13 protein-coding genes, 2 tRNA genes and 1 rRNA gene are annotated in these 20196 nt (G+C 38.5%); 11 read left to right on the top strand and 5 right to left on the bottom strand.

Annotated features, from left to right (window positions below; all coding sequences use genetic code 11):
• Positions 1 to 89 precede the first annotated feature (89 nt).
• From PFY09_RS16120 to PFY09_RS16135, 4 genes are all read right to left on the bottom strand, one after another.
• A complete protein-coding gene (locus PFY09_RS16120; protein WP_333781127.1) occupies positions 90 to 1049 on the bottom strand; it encodes a DUF3810 domain-containing protein in 960 nt (319 codons plus the stop codon).
• Positions 1050 to 1140: 91 nt separating this feature from the next.
• Positions 1141 to 2586 (bottom strand): MFS transporter, encoded by a 1446-nt coding sequence (locus PFY09_RS16125; RefSeq protein ID WP_076395237.1) that lies wholly within the window; start codon positions 2584 to 2586, stop codon positions 1141 to 1143.
• Between the two features lie 41 nt (positions 2587 to 2627).
• The gene (locus PFY09_RS16130; RefSeq protein ID WP_228408161.1) at positions 2628 to 3356 is read right to left on the bottom strand and encodes a lysophospholipid acyltransferase family protein; all 729 of its coding nucleotides are present in this window, start codon (positions 3354 to 3356) and stop codon (positions 2628 to 2630) included.
• A 3-nt stretch (positions 3357 to 3359) separates the two neighbouring features.
• On the bottom strand, positions 3360 to 3818 hold the full coding sequence (locus PFY09_RS16135) for a GtrA family protein (protein WP_076395241.1): 459 nt from the start codon (positions 3816 to 3818) through the stop codon (positions 3360 to 3362).
• Positions 3819 to 4051: 233 nt separating this feature from the next.
• On the opposite strand from PFY09_RS16135, the gene PFY09_RS16140 reads away from it, so the two are divergent.
• The 8 genes from PFY09_RS16140 (at position 4052) to PFY09_RS16170 (ending at position 16816) form a co-directional block, all read left to right on the top strand.
• A complete protein-coding gene (locus PFY09_RS16140; RefSeq protein ID WP_087710611.1) occupies positions 4052 to 4318 on the top strand; it encodes a hypothetical protein in 267 nt (88 codons plus the stop codon).
• Positions 4319 to 4498: 180 nt separating this feature from the next.
• Positions 4499 to 5350, top strand: coding sequence for an ATPase (locus PFY09_RS16145; protein ID WP_076395245.1), 852 nt, complete (start codon positions 4499 to 4501; stop codon positions 5348 to 5350).
• Between the two features lie 21 nt (positions 5351 to 5371).
• Positions 5372 to 7666, top strand: coding sequence for an NADP-dependent malic enzyme (locus PFY09_RS16150; RefSeq protein WP_271160360.1), 2295 nt, complete (start codon positions 5372 to 5374; stop codon positions 7664 to 7666).
• 251 nt (positions 7667 to 7917) lie between these two features.
• Complete coding sequence (locus PFY09_RS20875; protein WP_408640191.1) at positions 7918 to 8121, top strand: bacteriocin-like protein; 204 nt, start codon at positions 7918 to 7920, stop codon at positions 8119 to 8121.
• A gap of 171 nt (positions 8122 to 8292) precedes the next feature.
• On the top strand, positions 8293 to 8877 hold the full coding sequence (gene ruvA, locus PFY09_RS16155; protein ID WP_271160361.1) for a Holliday junction branch migration protein RuvA: 585 nt from the start codon (positions 8293 to 8295) through the stop codon (positions 8875 to 8877).
• Between the two features lie 6 nt (positions 8878 to 8883).
• Complete coding sequence (gene sov / locus PFY09_RS16160) at positions 8884 to 15975, top strand: T9SS outer membrane translocon Sov/SprA (RefSeq protein ID WP_408640175.1); 7092 nt, start codon at positions 8884 to 8886, stop codon at positions 15973 to 15975.
• 111 nt (positions 15976 to 16086) lie between these two features.
• The gene (gcvH, locus tag PFY09_RS16165) at positions 16087 to 16464 is read left to right on the top strand and encodes a glycine cleavage system protein GcvH (protein ID WP_076395258.1); all 378 of its coding nucleotides are present in this window, start codon (positions 16087 to 16089) and stop codon (positions 16462 to 16464) included.
• Between the two features lie 25 nt (positions 16465 to 16489).
• A complete protein-coding gene (locus PFY09_RS16170; protein ID WP_256041052.1) occupies positions 16490 to 16816 on the top strand; it encodes a VanZ family protein in 327 nt (108 codons plus the stop codon).
• 434 nt (positions 16817 to 17250) lie between these two features.
• Here the strand turns inward: PFY09_RS16170 and PFY09_RS16175 are convergent, their stop codons facing one another.
• Positions 17251 to 17394 carry a hypothetical protein gene (locus PFY09_RS16175; RefSeq protein ID WP_271160362.1) on the bottom strand — a complete coding sequence of 48 codons (144 nt, stop codon included), beginning with the start codon at positions 17392 to 17394 and terminating at the stop codon, positions 17251 to 17253.
• Between the two features lie 628 nt (positions 17395 to 18022).
• Between PFY09_RS16175 and PFY09_RS16180 the strand changes: the two genes are divergently transcribed.
• The 3 genes from PFY09_RS16180 (at position 18023) to PFY09_RS16190 (ending at position 20041) form a co-directional block, all read left to right on the top strand.
• Positions 18023 to 19537: ribosomal RNA gene (locus PFY09_RS16180) — 16S ribosomal RNA — on the top strand.
• A gap of 273 nt (positions 19538 to 19810) precedes the next feature.
• Positions 19811 to 19884 (top strand) — tRNA-Ile (locus PFY09_RS16185).
• A gap of 83 nt (positions 19885 to 19967) precedes the next feature.
• Positions 19968 to 20041 (top strand) — tRNA-Ala (locus PFY09_RS16190).
• Positions 20042 to 20196 lie beyond the last annotated feature (155 nt).

Genomic DNA, 20196 nt, shown 5'->3' on the forward strand with positions numbered 1-20196 from the left:
TTGAATGAGGGAACAAGTCAAGGTAATAAATTTTTTTTCATCATTTGTGTTTTTAGAATCGTATCGCCTGATACGATTCTTTTGTTTTTTTATTCCTTTTCGTAATTCATCAGAAGATCAATAAAATAGGAGTAGGTAACCGTACCTTCCTGCTGATTGCTTTTCAGGAAAAGGTTGTTCGTAAAGCCGAAAAAGTCATCCAGCAATCCCTGATGTTTCAGAACAAAAGCCTTTTCATAAGCTCTGTCTTTTTTCATCTCTGGAGAATAGTTTTTCAAAACAGATTTTACAAATTCCGGATCTTTATCTGCGATAAAATTCAACAGGCTTTTTAAGGTAAAATATTCTGTGCTGTATCGCAGATCTGTATTTTCCGAATGAATCCCGATGAGATATCCCACGAAATTCGCTTCCTGCTCTCTGGCAAAACCAAGCTGGTGAGAACTTTCATGTGCAGAAGTGAAAGGAATAAGCGTATTCGGCAATTGTGAGTTGTACTGAGCTTCTGCTGTGAATGGATTGTAATATCCCAGAATTCCGGTGAAATTCATCACGTTTTTAAATAAGCTGGGTTTGAAGGAATTAATTTCAGAAGCTTTTTTACCCGAAATGTTTTCTGGAAGTTTTGTCTGCTGCGAAAGAATTTCTGTCTGAACAGCTTTTAGATCTTTCAGAATAAAAATTCCGTTTTTATCTTCAGAAGTCAGTTTTCGTGTTTCCTTGCATCGCGCGAGATATTTTAAAGCCAATACTTTTGCCTTTTCAACAGTAGGTTCTTTCTGGCTTGGTAGCTTTTTAATAATAGGAGTCTGAAAATAGAGCATTCCCCAGAATATCTGATACGAAAAATAGAAGATATTTATGCTCATTAATATTTTTAAAAAAGAAGAATTCCTGTTTTTCTTTTTAAATGATGTAATGATACAATACACAAGAAAAATTCCCAACAAAATATAAATTACATCTCCAAAGGAAAAAGGAATCCAAGAAAATATAATCTGATGAACCGTTTTCTGAACTTCAAAAAAAGTCTCAAAAAAAGAAATCATGATTTCAGATTTTGAAAAAGCATAAAACAAAAGAAATTGGGCAAGTAATAAACCTGCCCAAAATCTTTTCTTATATTGTATGTTCGTTTTCTTAATGACCACTTCCTTTTGTGATTTTGTCAAGATCAATTCCCTGAGATTTTAAAATTCCGCTTACTCTTATAGCATAGAAAGCAAGATAAGCAAAACAGATCACCCCTACAATATAACTGAAGTGAATATTGGTAAGATCTGCTACATATCCCTGAATAAGGCTTACAATTCCTCCTCCCATAATCATCATAATCAATAACCCTGAACCCTGATTGGTGTGTTTTCCCAAACCATTGATGGCTAAAGCGAAAATACATGGCCAAAGAGTAGAACAGAATAGTCCAACGCTTGTAAAAGCATATACAGAAACCATTCCTTCAGTAAACATACCGGTCAGTAAAGCGGTAATACCTGCAGCCGAGAAAATAAGAAGCATTCTCGCTGGATTTCCTTTACTCAAAATGTCACAGATAATCATTGCAATAATAATTAATCCGTAAACATAGAAATGAGACAGATCGTGCTTTGCAATTGCATTTACCAAAAGGAATACCCCAAAAGCAAGATAAGGAGCTAAGAATCTTAAAATCTTTTTAAATCCTGCACTTACGTCGAAAGCTTCAACAGCACCAGTCCAACGACCGATCATTAATGAAGCCCAGTATAATGAAATATAAGGAGCGACATCTTTTGTTTCAAATCCTAAGCTTTTTTCCATATAAGCAGGAAGATTACTTGCGGTAGAAACTTCCACACCTACATAAACAAAGATGGCAATCATCCCTAAGATAAGCTGTGGATACTGCAATGCAGACTTTCTGTGCTGTCCTTTTACGCTGTCATCCGTATCTTCGGTAATTGTTGGAGTAACTGCCGGAAGCGAAGAAAATTTAAGCATAATCGCAACCAGAACAAAGGCTGCTCCTAAAATAAGGTAAGGAATTTTTACACTTTCAACACTTGCATTATTATTCGATGCAGCTGCAGATCCGAAAATCGCAAAAGAAACAATCAGCGGACCGATTGTAGTTCCAAGATTATTGATTCCTCCTGCCATTGTTAATCTCTGAGAACCTGTTTCAGATGGTCCGACTTCGATGGCTAAAGGGTTGGCAACAATCTGCTGTAAAGAGAACCCCAATCCCACAATAAATAAACCGGAGATCATTAAAGGGAAAGAATGCATATTGGCAGCCGGATAGAACAGTAAAGTTCCTGCTGCAGAAATAAGAAGCCCGACAATAAGCCCGTTTTTGTAACCTATTTTATTCACCAGATCCTGCTTTAATCCCGCAGAGACCAGCATATAAATCAAAGAGCCCACTGTATATGCCACATAGAAGCATATCTGTACAAGCATACTTTCGGTTTGAGATAAATTAAAGGCTTTTTGAAAAACCGGGATCAAAATGTCATTACTTGCCGCCACAAATCCCCAGAAAAAAAATACAGTAACCAATGGGATAAATTGTCCCCAATTGGTTTGTTTAGAATAATTTGACATATTTGTTGAAAATTTCTGAAAACAAATATATATTATTTCTATTAATTATAGTGTTTTAACAATGTTTTTTTTATTGTCTCAAAAGCGGACGATTTAAGGTCTTTCGGTGATTCTGAAGGAGTTAAAATTCCGTTGAAATAAACTTTTGCTTTACCGGGATAACCTTTGGAATTGTCAAACGGGAAAATTTCCTTTAATCCCACGAAAGTAAAGACCACAATAGGAGAGTTGTGTTTTGAAGAAAGCGTAAATGCACCGTCTTTAAATTCATCCAGAATAATGGACGTGTCATCCGGAACACCGCCTTCCGGAAAAATAACAATGCTGTTTCCTTCTTCCATTTTTTCGGCGCATCTCCGGTAAACATCGGCGCGGCTTCTTGCACTTTTACGGTCTACCATCACACAGATCCTTTTATAGATGGTTCCGAAGATCGGAATTTTTACCAGTTCTTTTTTTCCCACAAAGCAAACAGGATGATCTGCACACAAAATACACATCAGCATAATATCCATAATCGATGTGTGGTTAGATATGAAAACGTACTGTTGGTTTTTGTCTAATTTCTGATCAGAAAGCTTCGTAAGATCGTACCGCAGACCCATCCCGAAAAAAATACAGTAGCTCCACCATCGTACAAACCGGTAAGCATATTTATAATGGTTTTTATTGAATGATAAAATATAAACCGGAATTCCGAAAAGAATGGTGAAGACAAATGCTAAAATCAGCATCCAGAATCTCCAGAGGTAATTTAAAACTTTCGTCACAGCCTATCCGTTAAAGATTACTTTTTTCTTGATGGAATAATTTAAAACCGAAACCAGCAGAATGGCAGCAATTTTACTGATCATTTCCGGACTCAGCGTATAAATAATCAAATCTATATTATCCTTAAATATATAGCTGTAGAAAATCTGGAAAAAACCGAGACTTAATAATGTTGAAATAAAAGAAACCATCATAAAATAGGCAAATTCTTTTCTTTTGGAATGCTTTCCTCTTTCGAAAACAAACCAGATGCTCAGGAAATAATTGGTGATGATTCCGCAGCTTGTAGAGAAAATATTACTCAGCGGATAATGAATTCCGTGGAAATTGGTTTCGCGCGGAAAAAACTGAGGAAGGGAAGTGCTGAAGAGTTTAAAACTCCCGATTTCCACAACCGCACTGAGTCCTCCTGCAATGATGAAGAACAAAACCTGTTTCTGACGTAGTATTAAATCTCTCATCCAATTTTTATGATATGCAAATTTATAATTATATGTTAAACCGATAAAAAAAGATGTTAAATATTTTTTTAGATTCAAAATTATTTCTAAATTTAATTTTCAGAATGATGTAAACCTGACCTGATAATAAATTCATTTTCAACTATTTGTGTTGATGGTTTTTTCTATCTTGTAATGCGCGATTAGAAGCATACGATCAAAAATTTTTACGACCACATTTTAATAATATTTGTATGAAACGTCAAAACAAATACAGAAAATTCCAGCTTCAGCAGCAAAATATTGAAGCTCTAGAAAGAGAAAATTCACGCTTCAAACGTGTCTATTCCGAGTATGAAAATATGTCTAATGAACTTTGGAATCTTGAAAATGCAACAGACGAACCTGTTCCCGATGACTTCATCAATGCCATGATTCTTCAGACCTCTTATCTGGAAGATGAAATTGAAGACTGGCTGATCCAGTTTAACGATAAAAAGACCACAGACATAAAACAATAACAATGCATCTGGAAAAAAATTACTGAAAGAGAGCTTTACGAAATTAGTGGGCTCTCTTTTATTTAATGCAAAAAAGATAACAGAATTGTTATACCACAAATAACACATATGTCATGTTCAGAATCCATCATCTTACAAGATAAATTCATAATTTAGCATCCTTAAACTAAAATGTAAAATATGGTTGCTATTGTTGATAGTGGTTCTACAAAATCCGACTGGGTAATTTTGGACGATTTTAAAAAGGTCTTCCTGAAAACAGAAACCATTGGCTTCAACCCAAACTTCATCAACAAAGAACTTATTGTTCCTGAAATTGAAAAAAATACAAGCCTTACCACCGTTAAAAATTCGATTAAGAAAATCTTTTTTTATGGTTCAGGATGTGGTGTTCAGCAAAATTGTGATATCATTATAGAAGAGCTGGGCAAAGTATTCATCGGTGCAGAAATTATTGTTAAAGAAGATCTCACGGCTGCAGCTTATGCCGCTTACAGAGGGAAACCTGCCATTGTCTGTATTTTGGGAACCGGTTCCAATTCTTGCTATTTTAACGGAGAAACCATTAAGATCCAGTTGCCTTCTCTCGGATTTCTTGTAGGAGACGAAGGAAGCGGAAGCGCAATCGGAAAGCAACTGGTAAGAAGATTCTTTATGCAGAAACTTCCCGCAGATCTCTCATCGGAGTTTGAAGAAACGTATAAGCTGACTGTGGAGGAAGCATTGAAAAACATGTATCACACTCCAAGACCCAATGCGTACTTAGCAGATTTCAACAAGTTTGTAGTGGAAAGAAAAGATCATCCGTATTTACAGAAAATGGTGCATGAAGAAATGCTTAATTTTTTCGATTATCAGGTGCTTCCCTATGTAGAAGCCAAAGATGCCGAGATCAATTTCATCGGATCAATAGCCTATTATTACGAAGATGTTTTACGTTCTGCAGCGGCAGAGCTTAATCTTAATGTGGGACAGATTGTTCAGAAGCCTATCGAAAGTCTCGTAAGCTACCACATACAATATATATTATAATTAAATAACAAAATTCATTATATGTCAAGTAAAACCCACCGCGACGAAAAGAACTTTAATCAGGCGGCTTTAGACTATCATAAAGCCGAACCTAAAGGTAAGATCGAAGTGATCCCTTCAAAACCACACTCATCTCAGAGAGATTTGTCTTTGGCGTATTCTCCGGGGGTTGCAGTTCCTTGTATGGAGATCCACGATAAGCCTGAAACGGTGTACGACTACACCGGAAAAGGAAATCTGGTAGCTGTTATTTCAAACGGTACCGCAGTTTTAGGTTTGGGAGATATCGGTGCAGAAGCTTCAAAGCCGGTAATGGAAGGGAAAGGTCTTTTGTTCAAAATTTTTGCGGACATTAACGTTTTCGATATTGAAATCAACGAAAAAGATCCTGATAAATTCATAGAAATTGTAAAAGGTATTGCTCCTACGTTTGGAGGAATCAATCTGGAAGATATTAAAGCTCCGGAAGCATTTTATATCGAACAGAGACTCAAAGAAGAACTGGATATTCCTTTGATGCACGACGATCAGCACGGAACGGCGATCATTTCTGCAGCAGCATTAATCAACTCTCTTCAGATTGCCAATAAAAAGATTGAAGAAGTGAAAATGGTGGTGAACGGAGCAGGAGCAGCAGCAATAGCCTGTACCAATCTTTATATTTCTCTTGGTCTGAAAAGAGAAAACGTATTGATGTGCGACAGTAAAGGAGTGATTAACCACAAAAGAGAAAACCTTACTCCGGAAAAAATCGATTTTGTTGCTCAGACAGACATCGAAACATTGGAAGATGCCGTAAAAGGTTCAGATGTTTTCGTCGGATTATCAAAAGGAAATGTAATGACGACGGAAATGTTGCTGAGCATGAATGAAAATCCTATCGTTTTTGCATTGGCAAATCCGGATCCGGAAATTGCGTACAATGTAGCCCTTGAAACCCGCAAAGATGTCATCATGGCAACAGGAAGAAGTGATTATCCTAATCAGGTTAATAACGTTCTCGGTTTCCCTTATATTTTCCGCGGAGCATTAGACGTTCAGGCAAAAGGAATTAATGAAGCAATGAAACTGGCGGCTGTTCATGCTATTGCAGATCTGGCAAAAGAGCCTGTTCCGGAGGCGGTAATTTTAGCGTATAATATTCAGAATCTGCAGTTCGGAAGAGAATATTTTATTCCAAAACCGTTTGATAACCGTTTAATTACAAAAGTATCCAGTGCGGTAGCAAAAGCTGCAGTAGAAAGCGGAATTGCCAGAAAGACAATCACCGATTTCGAAGAATACGAAAACAGCCTTCTCGACAGAATGGGAAGAGACGAGAAGTTAGTAAGAATGATGCAGAACCGTGCAAAAGCCAATCCGAAAAGAATTACTTTAGGAAATGCGGAAGAATACAATGTTCTGAAAGCGGCGCAGATTTTATATGAAGAAGGAATTGCCTATCCGAGTCTTTTAGGAAATAAAAAATACATCAAAGAGCAGATGGAACATTTCGGGATCAATCTTGATATTCCGATTATTGATCCAAGCGACGACGATCAGAAAGAAAACAGAAAAAAATACAGAGAAACACTTTGGAAACTTCGCCAGAGGAAAGGAATGAACGAATACAAAGCAAAAAGATTCGTTCGCCAGAGAGATTATTTCGGTCCTTTAATGCTGAAACATGGCGATACAGACGGATTAATTGTTGGTTTCTCTAAAAATTATACCTCCGTTCTTAGACCAGTTTTAGAAGTAATTGAAAAAGATAAAGGAGTCGATAAAGTAGCAGCAATGATGATGATTTTGTCTGAAAAGAAACCAATTTTCTTTGCAGATACCTCAATCAATCAGAATCCTACAGCGGAAGACTTGGTAAATATTGCTAAAATGGCAGAATTTACCGTAAAATCTTTTGCCATCGAACCGAGAATCGCCATGCTTGGATTTGAAAACTTCGCAGCCATCTCCGAAACTTCAAAGAAAGTAGCAAAAGCAGTCAGCATCCTTCACGAAAAATATCCGAAAATGATCGTGGACGGAGAAATTCAGCCGGATTTTGCGATGAATTCAGATCACTTAAGCGATTATCCATTCTCAAAATTAGGAACAACGCCTGCCAATACATTCATTTTCCCGAATCTTGAAAGCGCCAACTTATCCTACAAGATCATCAGAGGAATGAAAGTAGCACAGGTAATCGGACCAATTTTGATGGGTCTGAAACAGCCGGTTCACGTTTTACAGATGCGTTCAAGCGTAGATGAGATTGTAAACCTTGCAACCATTGCCGTTCTGGATGCTCAGAGAAGAGAGAAAAAAGATAAGAAATAATAAAAAATCTGTTCTTTAAGATAGAAAGCAGTACACAAAATAACGGTGTACTGCTTTTTTTTGCGTCCTAATTTCACAATTTTGTGATATTAGGACAGGCAAATTTGTATTTTGAAAATCTTTTGAAATACCTATGAATACTAGCTTTTCTAAGGGTGTAATAAATTGTAAAATACATTTTCAGAATTAATTATTTAAATATCTGTTCAACAGGTAGGTAAATTAAATACTTTAGGAGAACCAAAAATTACATTAAGAAAAATTTCAAAAAACTTTCAAGAGAAAATTTAAGACAGATTGCAGGAGGCGGACCCGGAGGAAGGCCATTGCAGTCTCCGGACGGAGGATATTACTGCCTTCCTTCTCAGGGACAATTATGTTTGGTAGGATGTACACCTACCTGCGTAAACGGAGCATGCAACATCAGCATGTGTCTGGATATAAATCCGGTGTAGATTTTTGTAAAATTAAAGTAAGAAAATGAAACCTGTCCATTTGGATGGGTTTCGTTTTTTTTGAGAAATTATTGCATTTACAGTTAAAAATTAAGTTAAAAATCATTCGCGCGTGAAATGAAAACATAACTTAGTTTAAATTACTATATTTGGGAGTTATAAAAATTAATAATGATATTTTCACTTCAAGGCATTGTTCAGGAACTTACGCCTACTTACGCAGTAATCAACGTACAAGGAGTTGGTTACTATGTAGGTATCAGTTTAATGACCTCACAAACCCTCACAACCAATAAAGAAACTTTTCTTTTTATTCAGCAGATCATCAGGGAAGACGCTCAATTGTTATTCGGATTTAACACTCGTTCAGAGAAAGATATGTTCAATCTGTTAATAAGCGTTAATGGAGTAGGAGCCGTTTCAGCACTTATTTTACTGTCTACTTTAAGTCTTGATGAGATCGCTTCGGCAATCCTCTCAAAAAACAGCGCACTCATTCAGAAAGCCAAAGGAATCGGGGCAAAAACAGCCGAAAGAATCATCGTGGATCTTAAGGATAAAGTACAGAAATTCAGCAATCCCGAAGAAAACATTTCCACGTTTGCAAATAATAAAATCAAGGAAGAATCGTTATCTGCATTAGAAGTTTTGGGCATTCCTAAGCGAATGAGCGAGAAACTTGCGGATAAAATCATGAAGCAGGATCCTAATATTTCAGTAGAAGAGTTGGTAAAACAAATTTTAAAAAACATTTAACATTTGGTGGCGAATAATAAATATTTCAATATAATTCTGTTCCTGTCGTTTTTGCTTGTGTCTACATTTACATTTGCACAAAGGCGACCTGCAGCAAAGGTAAGCGATACCGCAATTATCAAAAAAGATTATCAGTTGGCAGATCCTACACAGTATGAAGCCTACTACGATATAAAAACAGGAATGTATTTCGTATATCCTAAAGTAGGAAATACCATAACAGGACAGCCGACTGCGATGTCTCCGGAAGATTACAAAGAGTTCATGATGGAAGCGCAGACGAAGGCTTACTATAAAGAAAAATCAGACCGTTACAGTCTGATGTTCCGGAAAGATAAAAGCGATGCGGCGAGAAAAGGTTTAATTCCTTCATTACAGATCAACAACAGGCTGTTCGAAACCATTTTCGGAAGCAATAAAATCGAAATCATTCCTTCCGGGTATGCTTCTTTCGATTTAGCCGGATTGTATCAGAAGATTGATAATCCACTGATCTTACCGCAAAACAGAAAGAGTTTTACGTTCGATATCGACCAGAGAATTCAGCTTGGTTTATTGGGGAAAGTAGGAGAAAACCTTCAGTTGAAAGCCAATTATGACACCCAGAGCGGTTTCGCATTTGAGAACAGAATGAATCTCGTCTGGCAGGCAAAAGGAAGCTGGAAAGACCTTCAGCAGAAAGGTTTGCAGGATGTAGATAAGCCAAGTGCAGGAGGAGAGGACAAAATCATCAAAAGAGTAGAATTCGGTAACGTTAATATGCCGCTTTCCACCAGTCTCATCCGTGGTTCACAGTCTCTATTCGGGGTTAAAACAGAATTTCAGTTAGGTAAAACCTTCGGAACAGTCGTACTTTCCCAACAACAGGGTGAAGCAAGGAATATTACGGTTCAGGGTGGCGGTGTCATGAATACATTTAAATTAAATGCAATTGATTACGAAGACAACCAGCACTACTTTTTAGGACATTATTTCTTGGATAAATATGATGGCGCCTTATTGAACTATCCTCAGATCAATTCGAAGATCAGCATTACAAGATTGGAAGTCTGGGTTCTGGATCAGGGGAATAGCAACTTACAGTACCAGAAAAGTATTGTCGGAATTAGAGATTTGGGGGATGCTCCCGGAGTTCTTCCCGATAACAATCAGCCGGGTTTCAACCTGTATTCCACGATTAACGGATTACCGGGTTTAAGAGACGCAAGTACTGCATATAATGCCATCAAAGGACAGAACCTTCCTGTTGCGACAGGAACAACAGAAGTTTATCAGGATGGTGAACACTTTATCTTTAATAAAAAAGCAAGACGATTAAATACCAACGAATATACCTTACAACCGCAGTTAGGATACATTTCATTAAACCAGAAACTGAACGATAATCAGCTTTTGGCGGTTTCTTTCTCCTACACGGTGAACGGAAGCAATCAGGTGTACAAAGTCGGGGAATTCTCTGAAGAAAGTACTGTTTTAATGGCGAAACTTCTTAAGCCGAATACAACGGTAAAAACAACTTCGCCGATGTGGAATCTGATGATGAAAAACATCTATTCTCTGGATGCAGGACAGGTTAATCATGACGGATTTATCCTGAATGTGTTATACAGAGATCCACAATCCGGAGGTAAAGTAAATTATCTTCCGGTTGCCAATAATCCACAGGTAAGCAATGTTCCTTTGATCAAATTATTAAACTGGGACAGACTGAATGCCAACGGAGATTTACAGAACAACGGAACTTCAACGGGAGACGGTATTTTCGACTTTGTTAACGGAATTACAATACGTCCGGAAACAGGAAGGGTGATCTTTACTAAAGTTCAGCCATTTGGAAGCTATATCCAGAATGTCATCGGAAGTAACGATCCACAGTACGTGTTCTCAGATCTATACAGCCAGCAAAAACAGGTTGCTACATCCAGCAATCTTGCACAGCGTTACACCATCGAAGGTCGTTACAAAGGCGTTCAGGGACAGGGAATTTCTCTGGGAGCAGTTAACGTTCCTCAAGGTTCCGTAAAAGTTTCTGCAAACGGAGTTCAGCTTACGGAAGGGATAGACTACACCGTAGATTATATGTTGGGAACCGTTACCATCATCAATGAACAGGTAAAACAATCCGGACAGGCAATTAATATTTCACTGGAAAACCAGTTAACATTCAATACCCAAAGAAAGAGATTCATGGGATTGAATTTAGAAAGAAGATTCAATGAAAACTTTATTTTGGGAGGAACCGTTGTAAACTATTCCGAATCTCCGCTTACTCAAAAAGTAAACTATGGTCAGGAAGCTGTTAATAACACAATGGCAGGAATCAATTTGATGTATAACAATCAGCTTCCGTTCCTTACGAGATTAACAGATAAAATACCTTTGGTAAATACAGAAGCACCATCCAATTTGAATTTCAAAATGGAAGCAGCTTATTTACTTCCCGGTTTAAATAAAGGAATCAACGATCAGTCTTATATTGATGATTTTGAACAGACCACTTCAAAAATTACTTTAAAAGAACCTACAGCGTGGAGCTTAGCTTCAAAGCCGGAAAAGAATCAATCTGATCCTTTATTTACAGGAGCAGGAAAAAATAATGATATCACGGAAGGATATGGAAGAGGTTTGTTATCATGGTATAACATCGATCCGAGATTTTACGGTGTGGGAGGAAAAGCTCCAACAGGAATCACGCCGCAGTCGGTTTCCAATCACGCTTCAAGAAGGGTTCAATTCTCAGAAATTTTTAACAACAGAGATTTCGTAGCAGGAGAACAGACGTATACCAATACTTTTGATATTTCGTATTATCCGGCAGAGAAAGGGCCTTACAATTCCAATCCGGCTACAGAAACAACCGCACAGAGATGGGCGGGAATCATGAGACCGATCAGCATTTCCAACTTCGTAAATTCCAATATCGAATATGTTGAATTCTGGATGATGGATCCTTATGCAGATGGCAATACTTTAGGTACGAATCCAAAACTTTTACTGCATTTAGGAAACGTTTCTGAAGATATCCTTAAAGACGGACAGATGCAGTACGAAAACGGATTGCCAACACCTTCGGCTCCGTCTACCACTACGGCTTCAAACTGGGGAACACAGCCGAAGCAGCCACCGATTCTTTATGCATTCTCAAGTGAAGGAGCAGACAGAACCGCTCAGGATTTGGGGTATGACGGTTTAAGTTCGGATCAGGAAGCGGCATTGTTCGGAAATACATTCATCAATCCGGTTACCAATGTTTCCGACCCTGCAGTAGATGATTTTGTATTCTATATGTCTGAAAAATTCACCGGAACTCAGGCGTCATCTTTGGTTCAGCGATACAAGTATTTCAGAAATCCGGAAGGAAACTCTCAGAGCAACTCTTTAGAAGTGGCTTCACAGACTCCGGATGCGGAAGATATTAATAAAGATTACAACTTAGATCAGACGGAAAGCTACAACCAGTATGAGGTAAGCTTAACTCCGGGAAGCCTTACTTTAGGACAGAATAACATCGTAGACGTTAAAACAGTTCAGGCATCATTCCAGAACGGGCAGACTTCGCAGGTAAAATGGTATTTATTCAGAATTCCGGTTTCCCAGTACGTAAATACAGCAGGAGATCATGATGCATCCATTTTGAATAATGTACGATTCGCGAGATTATTATTAACAGGTTTCGATCAGACTTCAACGTTAAGATTCGGAACCATGGATTTGGTGAGATCAGACTGGAGAAAATATCCTAAAAACATTGCCAATACAGGAAATTCAGGAGCTACAGATGAAGGAACAACCGTTGCAGATAATAATAACTTCGAGGTAGGGAGTGTAAATATTGAAGAAAATGCACTGAATCAGCCGCCTTACGTTCTGCCTCCGGGAATAGACAGACAGATTTTAAGCGGTAATGCAGGGGCACAGAGACAGAATGAAGCTTCTTTATATTTAAAAGCGACATCCCTTGCTCCATCTGAAGCGAGAGGAGTATTTAAAAATACTTCTCTGGATATGAGAAGATATAAAAAACTAAAACTTTTTGTGCACGCTCAGGATCCTGGTAAAAGAGTATTCGGTTTTAATAAAGAAACCAAGTTCTTCATCCGTTTCGGTAGTGATGCCACGGATAACTACTATGAATATGAATCTTCACTTTTCATTACACCATCTAACGCTACAACACCGATGGAAATCTGGCCGATGGAAAATGATGTGGATTTAAATATTCAGGATTTTGTTGATGCTAAAATAAGAAGAGATAAAAATCATCCGACGCAAATTGTACAGAGATTAAAAGATGAGGTTTTTGATCCGGGGAATACTTTTAAAAGTCTTTACATCAAGGGACGTCCAAGTTTAGGAAACATTACAACCATCATGATTGGTGTCAGAAATGGTTTCGAAAGAGGAACTTCCGGAGCTGTAGCACTCGACAGGATTCTTTGGGTAAACGAAATCCGTCTCTCTGAAATAGAAAATGACGGAGGTTATGCAGGAAATGCGAGCTTAAACTTCAATCTGGGAGATTTTGCAACCGTGAATACAAGTGCTTCTTATACTTCAGTAGGATTTGGAAATATTGATTCTAAACCAGCCGAGAGAAACCAGTCGACTCAGTCTGCATTCAGCATCAATACCGCAGTAAATGTAGATAAATTTTTACCTGAAAAAACAGGAGTTAAAATTCCGGTAAACTATTCTTATTCTCAGACTATTGAAGATCCGAAGTACAATCCTCTGGATACGGATGTAGAGTTTAAGAAAGCAGCAAACAAAGAGCAGCTTAAAAAAGTAGCAAGAACTTATACACAGCAAAGAAGCATCGGCGTTGTGAATATGCATAAAGAAAGAATGAATCCGAACAGGAAACCTAAGTTCTACGATATCGAAAACGTATCGGTAACGGCGGTTTACAACGACGATTATTACAGAGATATTTATACCAAGAAAAATTACAGACAGTATCTGAGAGGGTATGTGGATTACAACTACACATTCAAACCTTGGGTAATCCGTCCGTTCAATAAAATGATCAGCGATACGGCGAAGTCTACGAAATATCTGAGATGGGTAAAAGAATTTAACTTTAATCCTGTTCCTACAAGATTCTCTTTCAGAACTGAAATCGACAGAAATTACAACGAGTTGCAGTTCAGAAATATTGATGCCATCCTTACAGGAAACTATGGTGATGACTTTGCAGCGATTAAAAACAGAAACTTCTATTTCGGATGGCAGTATGGTTTAGGATTTAATTTTACCAAATCTTTAAAACTGGAAATTAACTCGGCAACCAGAACATTGAATGACAATGTGGACGTTAATACAATGGACAACAGTTCTATTTTCGGAAATGTATTAAGAGCGGGTAGACCTGTACTGTATAACCACAGAGTTCAGTTAAACTATAAATTACCGTTCCAGTATCTGCCATATCTCGATTTCATCGATGCGGAATTAGGTTACGGATTTACCTACAACTGGAATGCAAGATCTACGGTGTTACTGGCAAGTCCGGACGGAAGTTTAGGTTCAATCGGTCAGAATACAAATGTCATTCAGGCAACCGGAACGGCAGATTTCACCAAGTTCTTTGGACAGTTTAAGTATTTCAAAAATATTTCGGCAAAATTGCAGAAACGTAAACAGGAAATAGATTCATTAAACAATGCTTATACGCAACAGTGGGAGAAAAACAGATATGCTTATAAAAGATATAAATTCAAAAACAGACTGACTCCGCTTCAGAGCATGGCGTATTTATTAACATCCATGAAGCAGTTAGATATCAATTATTCTGAAAACAACGGAACAGTGCTTCCGGGATTGCTATCGGCTCCGAACTGGTATGGTTACGGACAGACTTTGGGAGGTCCAACCATCGGGTTCCTTTTCGGATCTCAGGCAGACATCAGAAGAACGGTAATGGAAAACGGATGGGTAAGTGATTCCGAATTTATGACAGATCCTTATGTACGAATGTCGACACGCGAGCTACGGGCTAATTTGCAGGTTATGCCGATGAACGATCTCAGAATAGACATCAGTGCACTGCATAATTATAACCGAAACTTTACCCATACAGGATTTAATTACAGAGATCCGAATACGGGAGTTGCCAATCCGAACTACACATTTGCAAATGATTTGGTAACCTATTCCAACTCGGTTGTTTTATTAAAGACAGCATTCAAAGACGGAGCGGCAATTTATCAGGCAATAAGGCAGAATGCACAGGCTTTATCTCAGCAGAAGCAGGGCGCTTTAGAGCCAAACGGATTCAAAGACGGTTATGGAATTTCAAATGCCTATATTTTGATTCCTGCATTCAGAGCTGCGGTGGAAGGAAAAACAGTAAAAGAAATGACCAACCCTAAAAAGGCAGGACTTCCGATTCCAAACTGGAAGATCACTTACTCAGGGTTGAGAAATATCCCGATCATCAACGGACAATTCTCAAAGTTTGATCTTTTACATTCTTATCAGGCGACTTATACAGCAACAGGAATTCAGTCCAGTATTGATTATTTCAACAGTCTTAATGCTTACGATGCAACGCAGAGAGATATTAATGACGATTATATCAATCCGTTCACTTTTGCTCAGGTAGGTTACGTAGAAAACTTCTCACCTTTGATCGGAGTAGATATGACAATGAGAAACAATATTCAGTTGGGTATTCAGTACAACAGATTAAGAACATTGTTACTCGGATTGGTAAACCATACCTTAACAGAAGATTCAAACAGCGAATATGTAGTGAGAGTAGGATATATCATCAGAAACTTCAGATTAGGAATGACGAATGTGAGAGGACGAGGAAAAGCAAAAGGAAGTGACCTGAACATCAGAGGAGATTTCTCGCTGAGAGACAGCAAGACGAGCATCACCAATATTTTACTGGATGATTCTCAGGTTACAGGAGGTCAGAGATTGATGAACATTAAAGTTTCAGCAGATTATAATGTATCACAGAACCTTAATCTTAGAGTATTCTATGAGCAGATGACTTCTAAATATAAAATCTCAACAGCCTTCCCATTGTCAACAATCAGAGCAGGTATTTCTGCCACATTTACATTCGGAGACTCAGGCGGTTTCTAATTAGAACGAAAATAAATTTAAATGTCCCTCAGTTTTTGAGGGACATTTTTTATATCCGATATTTGAACCTTCTGGAATTTTGAATACATTTGTACAAATAAAAAATTAAAAATGAACACACCATCAGAATTAAAGTACACGAAAGATCACGAATGGATCAAGATTGAAGGAAATGTTGCTACAATCGGTATTACAGACTTCGCACAGGGAGAACTGGGAGATATCGTTTATGTAGATGTAGACACTGTAGATGATGATCTTGAAGGAGGTGCCGTTTTCGGAAGTGTAGAAGCTGTAAAAACAGTTTCAGATTTATTCTTGCCAATCTCAGGAAAAGTGATCGAATTCAACTCAGAATTGGAAGACCAGCCTGAATTGTTAAATTCAGATCCTTATGGGAACGGATGGATCATCAAATTAGAAGTTGCTGAAGGTGCAGATCATTCAGAATTACTTTCTGCGGAAGAATATCAGGCAATCATTGGATAAGATTTCAAAAATATTCAGTAAGATATTGCCCATTTATTGGGCATTTCTTACTTATATGCTTCTCAGACCGGGAGAAGAAAACCATGAGTATTGGTTTATGTTCAGCGGTATTGACAAGATTTTGCATCTAAGCATTTTTGCGGCATTAGGTTTCTTTTTCATTGCCGCTTTTCCAAAAATCAGATTTTACTATTTCATCCAGATCATTCTGCTGTATGCATTTCTTACCGAGATCCTTCAGGAAGAAATGGGATTGGGAAGATCAATGGAAACCTTAGATATTGTTGCCGACACTGTAGGCTGTCTCATCGGATACTATATATATAAATTCTTGGAAAAACGATTTCTTTAATTGCGAAAAAATGTTTCGGTGGTCATGAAGGGGATCAAAGCGACGAAGCAATATCAAAAAAATATCATCTTCATTTTAAAAATTCTTCCTCATTAATAAACTTTTTTTACAAGGAGCTATTTCCCGCTATCCACTTTATCTTTTGGGTTACGGGCTCCGCTTCGCTCCGCCCGCAACCCAAAAGGATGCCGTTTCTATCGGGGCTAGGAATTTCAGAAGCCTTACTGAGATACCGGCAGACTTTTCATTTGTAGGTGCATAAAGAGATACTAATCTTACATCGGATTTTTAAATACATATATAATAAAGAAAAAAACTGTCTAAAAGCCATTAATTGAATATTTCAGAATTTTGTTTCTAAATCTTCAGTGTATATTCTTAATGACATTCTGGATACATTCTCTTTTTCATTTGTAAATCATCTCCTTGCTTTCTCAATAAACTTTTTCTTCTCCAGCTTCTTTTCTTTGCTTACGAACTCTCTCCTCTCCAATACTTCCCATCAAGCCCATCCATTTTCCCCTCAAATCCACGAAACTTTGGTTCAAAATCCACTCTTTCCACTCCTTATCCAACATTTTCACGGAGTAAAAAACTTTAATCGAGTAATGTGGAAAACTATGGATAACCATTTAAACTCAAATAAACCAGTATTTTAGAATACAAAGTTACCCACAATTACAGCTTCAGCGTAAATATTATGTTAAATATATTTGGAAGAGCAGGTTTAAAGTCTCTATCTTTGCGGCACTGAAAAACGAAATAGGATCAGTAAGCGGAGACGAGCTTTTAGATAAGCGACATACTTTAATAAAATGCCTGGGTAATACTTTTATAAGGTATTAAAAGGATACGGATCAGGGGGATATTTTATTTTAAATTAATTTAGAAAAAAACTTAAAATAAAACTTGCTCAGAATAAAAAGATTTGTATCTTTGCAGTCCCTAAACGGGGAAGCGCAGGAGTGAGGGATTAAATGGCAGAGAGGGGTTAAGGTTAGTAAAAAAAAACTTTAAAATTTTCTTCAAAAACATTTGGTCAGAATAAAATAAAGTATTACTTTTGCACTCGCAAATACGAAACGAAAACGACAGAGAATTAGTTTTGTAGGAAGCGAAAGAATGGAAGATCATTGACATACAATATAACAACCAAGTAAGGAAAAACTAAAGCGTTAAAAAACTTTGAGTGAGTCAGACAAACATACAATGGAGAGTTTGATCCTGGCTCAGGATGAACGCTAGCGGGAGGCCTAACACATGCAAGCCGAGCGGTAGAGATTCTTCGGAATCTTGAGAGCGGCGCACGGGTGCGGAACACGTGTGCAACCTGCCTTTATCTGGGGGATAGCCTTTCGAAAGGGAGATTAATACCCCATAATATACTGAGTGGCATCACTTATTATTGAAAACTCCGGTGGATAGAGATGGGCACGCGCAAGATTAGATAGTTGGTGAGGTAACGGCTCACCAAGTCAATGATCTTTAGGGGGCCTGAGAGGGTGATCCCCCACACTGGTACTGAGACACGGACCAGACTCCTACGGGAGGCAGCAGTGAGGAATATTGGACAATGGGTGAGAGCCTGATCCAGCCATCCCGCGTGAAGGACGACGGCCCTATGGGTTGTAAACTTCTTTTGTACAGGGATAAACCTATTTACGTGTAAATAGCTGAAGGTACTGTACGAATAAGCTTACTAACTCCGTGCCAGCAGCCGCGGTAATACGGAGGGTGCAAGCGTTATCCGGATTTATTGGGTTTAAAGGGTCCGTAGGCGGATCCGTAAGTCAGTGGTGAAATCTCATAGCTTAACTATGAAACTGCCATTGATACTGCGGGTCTTGAGTAAGGTAGAAGTAGCTGGAATAAGTAGTGTAGCGGTGAAATGCATAGATATTACTTAGAACACCAATTGCGAAGGCAGGTTACTATGTCTTAACTGACGCTGATGGACGAAAGCGTGGGGAGCGAACAGGATTAGATACCCTGGTAGTCCACGCCGTAAACGATGCTAACTCGTTTTTGGTTTTTCGGAATCAGAGACTAAGCGAAAGTGATAAGTTAGCCACCTGGGGAGTACGAACGCAAGTTTGAAACTCAAAGGAATTGACGGGGGCCCGCACAAGCGGTGGATTATGTGGTTTAATTCGATGATACGCGAGGAACCTTACCAAGACTTAAATGGGAATTGACAGATTTAGAAATAGATCCTCCTTCGGGCAATTTTCAAGGTGCTGCATGGTTGTCGTCAGCTCGTGCCGTGAGGTGTTAGGTTAAGTCCTGCAACGAGCGCAACCCCTGTCACTAGTTGCCATCATTCAGTTGGGGACTCTAGTGAGACTGCCTACGCAAGTAGAGAGGAAGGTGGGGATGACGTCAAATCATCACGGCCCTTACGTCTTGGGCCACACACGTAATACAATGGTAGGTACAGAGGGCAGCTACACAGCGATGTGATGCAAATCTCGAAAGCCGGTCTCAGTTCGGATTGGAGTCTGCAACTCGACTCTATGAAGCTGGAATCGCTAGTAATCGCGCATCAGCCATGGCGCGGTGAATACGTTCCCGGGCCTTGTACACACCGCCCGTCAAGCCATGGAAGTCTGGGGTACCTGAAGTCGGTGACCGTAACAGGAGCTGCCTAGGGTAAAACAGGTAACTAGGGCTAAGTCGTAACAAGGTAGCCGTACCGGAAGGTGCGGCTGGAACATCTCATTTTAGAGCGTTGAAGAACGTTAAACAAAATTAGTGTAGCAATACACAAAGTACTTACTTAAAGTAAAGCTTTAGTTTTTTATTTGGTTGATATATATAAATGATAAGCGATAAAAGATAGATGATGCTACCCATCACTGATCAGACATCGGTTATCAATTATAAATAAAAAAACCCACTAGAAATTAGTATAAGGGATAAGAGATTGAGAAATGAAAGATTGTAATGCGGTATGAATAATATCAATTATTACTGATCAATCATCACTCATAACAAAGTCTCGTAGCTCAGCTGGTTAGAGCGCTACACTGATAATGTAGAGGTCGGCAGTTCGAGCCTGCCCGAGACTACTAATTAAGGCGGCTGGCAAATCGCTTATGGCTTATGGCAAAAAATCCAGAAGCAATTAGCAAGAAGCCAACAGCACCTAGAGGGGGAATTAGCTCAGCTGGCTAGAGCGCCTGCCTTGCACGCAGGAGGTCAAGGGTTCGACTCCCTTATTCTCCACAGTTTTGGAAGTTTGATTTAAAAGTTACGATTGGAGCCAAAAACAACAATTGTTCATCAGACAGAAGAGAAGAAATTAAGATCATTGACATTAACGGTAAAGACATCACAAAGAGAAAACCGAGCACTTATAAGTGCTTGAGTAACCTAAAAAT

Origin of the sequence: Chryseobacterium gambrini (genome assembly GCF_027920505.1) — a bacterium.
GTDB lineage: Bacteria > Bacteroidota > Bacteroidia > Flavobacteriales > Weeksellaceae > Chryseobacterium > Chryseobacterium gambrini.